Below are 5,899 nucleotides of genomic sequence, written 5' to 3'. Positions count from 1 at the left end.
CCGCGGGTGAGGTCGATACCGGCCTGATCGCGCGCGAGGGCGACGCGCTGATGCCGCCAGCCTCGCCGTCGGACGAGGCGCTGGCCGATGCCGCCGCCGCGCTGATCGGCGATAGAGCGATGTCGGGATTCCGCCTCAATGCGCCGGCGCGGCGGAGCGGGACATTCCTGCTCGACGGCGCCAAGGTGGCGATCGACTACGATGCGCCAGAGGCGGGCTCCGAAGCGGTCGACAGCCTGCTGATCGCCGAGGGCGGCCAGGTATGGCAATTGACGCCGTGGCGCGCCGCCGGCGGCACGGCAGGCGCGGCGGGCGACGGCGCGATCCTGGCGCCGATGCCGGGCCGCGTGATCGCGGTCGACGTCACGGCGGGCGACACGGTGACCAAGGGCCAGAAATTGCTGACGCTCGAAGCGATGAAGATGGAACACGGCCTGACCGCGCCGTTCGACGGCGTGGTGGCGGAACTCAATGCGAGCGCCGGGGCGCAGGTTCAGGTGGATGCGTTGCTGGTCAGGATCGAGAAAGCGGAGTGACGGGATTGTCCGTCATCCCGGCGAAGGCCGGGATCGCCGGCGATGGTGCGATCCGGCCAGCGGCCGGCAACGGCTTGAGCATGCCCCACATGCTCAAGGATCGTCCGGGGGACGATCCGACCCGTTGCTCCTCCGCCGGGGCGACGAAAGAGACGCGATGACCAACCAGATCCAGGTCGACGTCACCGACCGCATCCTGACCATCACGCTCGACCGCCCGGCGGCGATGAACGCTTTCACTGCGCAGATGATGCTGGAAATGATCGCCGCCTTCGACCGCGCCGACGCGGACGATGAGGTGCGCGCGGTCATCGTCACCGGCAGCGGCGACCGCGCTTTCTGCGCCGGGGCCGATCTCTCCGCCGGTGCGAAGACGTTCGACTATGGCGAGGGCAAGGCCTGGTCGGACGCCGGATCGCCGGTCGGCGCCGATGGATCGGTCGATTGGAACCACGAAGGCATTCGCGACGGCGGCGGCCTGCTGTCCCTGCGCATCTTCCAGGCGACAAAACCGGTGATCGGCGCGATCAACGGCGCCGCGGTCGGGATCGGCGCGACCATGACCCTTCCGATGGATTTCCGCCTCGCCGCCGACGGTGCGCGGTTCGGCTTCGTCTTCGCGCGGCGCGGCATCGTGCCCGAAGCGGCATCGAGCTGGTTCCTGCCGCGGCTGGTCGGCATCTCGACCGCGCTCGACTGGTGCTATTCGGGGCGCCTCGTCCCCGCCGCCGCGGCGCAACAAGCTGGCCTCGTCCGCTCGCTACACGCCCCCGCCGACCTGCTCCCCGCCGCGCGCGAGCTCGCGCGCCGGCTTACCGCCGACTCCGCTCCCGTCTCGATCGCGCTCACCCGACAGATGATGTGGCGGATGATGGGCGCGCCTTCCCCGATCGAGGCGCACCGGCTCGACAGCCGCCTGGTCTGGTCGCGCGGCGCCAGCGCCGATGCCAAGGAAGGCGTGGCCTCGTTCCTCGAGAAACGGCCCGCCGACTATCCCGACAAGGTCTCCACCGACTTGCCGCATTTCTCGCCCTGGCTCGATCCGCTCGAATGGCGTGACGCATGACCGGGCCCACCTATCGCGACGCCGTGGCGGCGGACCTGCCGACGATCATCGCGATGCTCGCCGAGGAACAGATCGGCGGGCGCAAGGACGACCCGAGCGAACCGCTCGACCCGGTCTATCTCGCCGCATTCGAGGCGATCGACGGCGACCCCCGCCAGCGCCTGATCGTCGCCGAACTCGACGGCGCGATCGTCGGTACGATGCAATTGAGCTGGCTCCCCGGCCTGGTCAATCGCGGCGCGTGGCGCGGCCAGATCGAGGCGGTACGGATCGCCGCCGACAAACGCGCGCTCGGGCTCGGCGCGGCGATGATCGGCTGGGCGGTGGAGCGTTTCCGCGAGAGCGGTTGCTTCATGGCCCAGCTCACCTCGAACAACGATCGCGCCGCTGCGCACCGTTTCTACGAACGGCTCGGCTGGAAGAAGAGCCATGCCGGGTTCAAGCTCATGCTGACGAAAGGCGACTGATGCCGGGCAAATATTTCGACGAATGGCAGATCGGCGAGACGATCGAGCACCCGCTGCGCCGCACCGTGACCGAGACCGACAACCTCTTGTGGTCGACCATGACCCACAACCCGCAGCCGCTGCACCTCGATGCCGAAGCGGCCAGGGCGAGTGAGTTCGGCCGGATCCTGGTCAACGGCACCTTCACGTTCAGCCTGATGGTCGGCATCACCGTCGCGGAGACGACGATGGGGACGCTGGTCGCGAACCTGGGATACGACAAACTGGTCATGCCCAAGCCGGTGTTCATCGGCGACACGCTGCGCGCGACCAGCGAAGTGACCGAACTCCGCGACAGCAAGTCGCGGCCGAACGCCGGGCTGGTGACGTGGAAACACCGCATGCTCAACCAGCGCGGCGAGGTGGTGTGCGAGTGTCTGCGGACGGCGTTGCTGCTGCGGAAGGGCGCGTGACCGAAGGATATTTCTGGCCGTCGGCGCAAGCCGTGGACCATCTCAACGCGCTGCTCGATTTACCCGCAACCGGTAGGGAGCAGGATTGGGAGGTTGAATTGGCCGATGCGGCACGTCTCGACGAGTGGGTCGAGCTTCTCGATGGCGGCTCGCTCGAACAGAGCGATCGAAGCGCGCTTGCGTTGCTGATGACTTGCTCGATCCTCTATGCAGACGGCGTCGTTGTCCGGCAGTCCACACTCGATCGTGTTCGCTCGACGCTGCATCGCGATCCGGCCGTGCTTGCCGACATGAAAAGCTATTGGGCCAGGTTTCTTCAGCCCACGGGTGACACTAAACTCGATGCCGAGAATGCCGAATTTTGTCGAAACGTGACGCACATGCTGGCGTAGCGCTTCAGACCGTAAAACTCTCCCCGCACCCGCACGCGCCCTTGGCGTTGGGGTTCTGGAACACGAAGCCCGCGGCGAAATCGTCCTCGACCCAGTCCATCGTCGAGCCGATCAAATACAGCACCGACGCACCATCGACGAAGAAGGTCCCGCCGGGCGTCTCGATCTTTTCGTCCATCGGGTTCGCGGCGGTCACGTAATCGACCGAATAGGCCAGGCCCGAACAGCCGCGGCGCGGGGTCGACAGCTTGACGCCGATCGCGCCCTCGGGCGCCTTCGACATCAGCTCCGCGACGCGCGCCTCGGCACGCTCGGTCAGTATCACGGCAGCGGGACGCTGCCTCAGGGTCGTCGTCATTCTTCTTCTCCTAGCCCCTCCCCTTCAGGGGAGGGGTTGGGGGTGGGGCTGAGTCTCCCGACTGTCGCCCCGCGTCCCCCACCCCAAACCCTCCGCTGAAGGGGAGGGGCTGAGCCAATCACAGCATTCCCAATTCCAGTTTCGCCTCGTCGGACATCTTCTGCGGGTCCCAGGGCGGGTCCCAGACCAGATTGACGTCCGCCAGCGCGATCCCCGGCACGCTGCCGACGCGCAATTCGACTTCGCCCGGCATCGATTCCGCGACCGGGCAATGCGGCGTGGTCAGCGTCATGGTGACCGCGGCATGCCCCTCGTCGGTCACCTCGACATTGTAGATCCGGCCGAGGTCGTAGATGTTGACCGGAATCTCGGGGTCGTAAATCTCCTTGAGCGCGTCGATCACCGCTTCGTACAGCGCGCCGCCCGGCTCGCCGCCCGACAAGGGCTCGGGCTTCTGCGCCAGGAAGCCGGCGAGATAGTCGCGCTTGCGCTCGAACGTCTCTCCCGCCCCGTCGACACGCGCCCGGGGCGCGGCCTCGACCGACGTCACTTCTTCCACTTCGATCTTCCGTTCTTCGTTCATGCGAAGGCCCTACCCGAAAATACGCGTCACCCGCTCGACCGCCGCGCCGAGCGCCTCGACATCGGCGAGCGACGAATAAACCCCGAAGCTCGCCCGTGCCGTCGCGGGCACGCCGAGCGCTTCCATCAGCGGCTGCGCGCAATGATGCCCCGCGCGGATCGCCACCTTGCTCTCATCCAAGATGGTGGCGACGTCGTGCGGATGCACCCCCTCGACCGCGAAACTGACGATGCCCGCCGACTCCGCAGGGCCGAACAGCCGCACCGAATTGATCTTGCCCAGCCGCTCGCGCGCCGCCGTCACCAGCGCCGCCTCGTGCGCATGGATGCGCTCGAGACCGATCGCCTCGACATAGTCGATCGCCGCGTGCAGCCCAACCACGCCGATGATGTGCGGCGTTCCCGCCTCGAACCGGCCCGGTGCCGGGGCATAAGTCGTTTTCGCGAAGGTCACGCGATCGATCATCGACCCGCCGCCCTGATAGGGCGGCATCGCGTCGAGCAATTCGTAGCGGCCCCACAGCACGCCGATCCCGGTCGGGCCGTAGAGCTTGTGCCCGGAAAAGACGTAGAAATCGCAACCGATCTCGGCGACGTCGACCGGCATGCGCGGCACCGCCTGGCAGCCGTCGAGCAGGATCTTCGCCCCGACCGAATGCGCGATCGCGGTCGCCCGCTTGGCGTCGAGCACCGACCCCAGCACGTTCGAGACATGCCCGAGCGCGACCAGTTTGTGCGCCGGCGTGATCATCGCCGCCATCGCGTCGAGATCGATCCGGCCGTCGTCGGTCAGCGGCACGACGTCGATCTCGGCGCCGACCCGCTCGGCGACGAGCTGCCACGGCACGATGTTCGAATGGTGTTCGAGCACCGACAGCAGGATGCGGTCGCCGGCCTTGAGCTGCGATCCCGCCCAGCTCTGCGCGACGAGGTTGATCGCCTCGGTCGCGCCGCGGACGAAGACGACTTCCTCGGCCTTGCCGTTGATGAAGCCCGCGACCCGCTTGCGCGCGGCTTCATAGGCTAGCGTCATGTCGGCCGAGCGCTGGTACACGCCGCGATGCACGGCGGCATAATCCTGCGCATAACCGCGCTCGATCGCGTCGATGACCTGACGCGGCTTCTGCGCCGACACCGCGCTGTCGAGATAATGCCAGCCGGCGGGAATGGCGGGAAAATCCGCGACGACGTCGAGGGGACGGGTTTGGGAAAGTACCGTCATGCCGCCTCCCCCCCACCGTCACCCCGACCTTGTGCCGGGGTCCACCGGGCCATCGAGCCCGACCTCAAATCTTCAGCTGGAGCCGCGCCGCAGAGGCCAAGAAGCGCGGTGGATGCCGGCACAAGGCCGGCATGACGAAGGACAGAGATGCCCGTCATCACAACATCCGCTCCAGCGCGGCCTGCGCTGCCGCTTCGATCCGCGTCCGCTCGCCCTCATCGGCGATATCGTCGAACACGCTGCCGACGAAGGCGCGGAGCAGCAGCGCCTTGGCCTCGGCCGGCGCGATTCCGCGGCTTTCGAGATAGAACAACGCCATCGCATCGAGCTCGCCGACCGTCGCGCCATGTGCGCACTTCACGTCGTCAGCGAAAATCTCCAGCTCAGGCTTGGCATTGGCGGTCGCCGTCCGCGCCAGCAGCATCGCCTTCACCGACTGGCTGGCATCGGTCTTCTGCGCGTCGCGCGCGACCGCGACCTTGCCGAGATAGCTGCCGGTCGCCTTGCCGCCGAGCACCGAGCGCACGACCTGGTTCGACGTCGCGTTGGGTTCGACATGGTTGACCGTGGTGACGATCTCCAGCGTCTGCTCGCCGCCGCCCAGCATCACCGCGCCGAGCTCGAAATGCGCGCCGTCATGCAGCGTCACGTCGATCGACACGCGACCGAGCTTGCCGCCGGTATTGAGCACATGGAAGGTCGCCCGCGCACCCTTTTCCAGCACCAACGTGATGTCCTTGACTGCGACCGATCCCTCGGGAGCGTCCTGCACCACGACGCGCGCGATCTCCTCGCCGGCGGCGACGCGGATCGTCTCGGGCGGA

The 5,899-nt window shown here is 67.4% G+C and carries 9 protein-coding genes; 5 read left to right on the top strand and 4 right to left on the bottom strand.

Translation table 11 applies throughout. From position 1 onward, the window contains the following. From ACTHJR_RS11715 to ACTHJR_RS11695, 5 genes are all read left to right on the top strand, one after another. Window positions 1–536 (top strand): acetyl-CoA carboxylase biotin carboxyl carrier protein subunit (locus ACTHJR_RS11715; RefSeq protein WP_440523376.1); only part of this gene is annotated, 536 nt, incomplete at its 5' end. Between the two features lie 157 nt (window positions 537–693). Next, complete coding sequence (locus ACTHJR_RS11710; RefSeq protein WP_440523375.1) at window positions 694–1,602, top strand: crotonase/enoyl-CoA hydratase family protein; 909 nt, start codon at window positions 694–696, stop codon at window positions 1,600–1,602. Then, window positions 1,599–2,069, top strand: a complete 471-nt coding sequence (locus ACTHJR_RS11705; protein ID WP_440523374.1) for an N-acetyltransferase family protein — start codon at window positions 1,599–1,601, stop codon at window positions 2,067–2,069. The genes ACTHJR_RS11710 and ACTHJR_RS11705 overlap by 4 nt, the downstream gene beginning before the upstream one ends. Beyond that, window positions 2,069–2,521, top strand: a complete 453-nt coding sequence (locus ACTHJR_RS11700; RefSeq protein WP_440523373.1) for a MaoC family dehydratase — start codon at window positions 2,069–2,071, stop codon at window positions 2,519–2,521. Before ACTHJR_RS11705 ends, ACTHJR_RS11700 begins: the two co-directional genes overlap by 1 nt. Further along, window positions 2,518–2,913, top strand: a complete 396-nt coding sequence (locus tag ACTHJR_RS11695) for a hypothetical protein (protein WP_440523372.1) — start codon at window positions 2,518–2,520, stop codon at window positions 2,911–2,913. The genes ACTHJR_RS11700 and ACTHJR_RS11695 overlap by 4 nt, the downstream gene beginning before the upstream one ends. A gap of 4 nt (window positions 2,914–2,917) precedes the next feature. Here the strand turns inward: ACTHJR_RS11695 and ACTHJR_RS11690 are convergent, their stop codons facing one another. From ACTHJR_RS11690 to ACTHJR_RS11675, 4 genes are all read right to left on the bottom strand, one after another. Further along, window positions 2,918–3,271 (bottom strand): HesB/IscA family protein, encoded by a 354-nt coding sequence (locus ACTHJR_RS11690; protein ID WP_440523371.1) that lies wholly within the window; start codon window positions 3,269–3,271, stop codon window positions 2,918–2,920. Window positions 3,272–3,389: 118 nt separating this feature from the next. Beyond that, window positions 3,390–3,854 (bottom strand): SUF system Fe-S cluster assembly protein, encoded by a 465-nt coding sequence (locus ACTHJR_RS11685; protein ID WP_440523370.1) that lies wholly within the window; start codon window positions 3,852–3,854, stop codon window positions 3,390–3,392. Between the two features lie 9 nt (window positions 3,855–3,863). Continuing rightward, window positions 3,864–5,075, bottom strand: a complete 1,212-nt coding sequence (locus ACTHJR_RS11680) for a cysteine desulfurase (RefSeq protein WP_440523369.1) — start codon at window positions 5,073–5,075, stop codon at window positions 3,864–3,866. 157 nt (window positions 5,076–5,232) lie between these two features. Further along, the coding region (locus ACTHJR_RS11675; RefSeq protein WP_440523367.1) for a SufD family Fe-S cluster assembly protein at window positions 5,233–5,899 on the bottom strand (667 nt) is incomplete at its 5' end.

Source organism: Sphingomonas sp. (assembly GCF_051962185.1).
GTDB lineage: Bacteria > Pseudomonadota > Alphaproteobacteria > Sphingomonadales > Sphingomonadaceae > Sphingomonas.
This window is presented reverse-complemented; position numbering and strand designations above follow the sequence as displayed.

Coding starts and splice junctions, on each gene's coding strand:
- ACTHJR_RS11690 (WP_440523371.1), bottom strand. CDS start 3,271: ATGACGACGACCCTGAGGCAGCGTCCCGCTGCCGTGATACTGACCGAG.
- ACTHJR_RS11700 (WP_440523373.1), top strand. CDS start 2,069: ATGCCGGGCAAATATTTCGACGAATGGCAGATCGGCGAGACGATCGAG.
- ACTHJR_RS11705 (WP_440523374.1), top strand. CDS start 1,599: ATGACCGGGCCCACCTATCGCGACGCCGTGGCGGCGGACCTGCCGACG.
- ACTHJR_RS11685 (WP_440523370.1), bottom strand. CDS start 3,854: ATGAACGAAGAACGGAAGATCGAAGTGGAAGAAGTGACGTCGGTCGAG.
- ACTHJR_RS11710 (WP_440523375.1), top strand. CDS start 694: ATGACCAACCAGATCCAGGTCGACGTCACCGACCGCATCCTGACCATC.
- ACTHJR_RS11680 (WP_440523369.1), bottom strand. CDS start 5,075: ATGACGGTACTTTCCCAAACCCGTCCCCTCGACGTCGTCGCGGATTTT.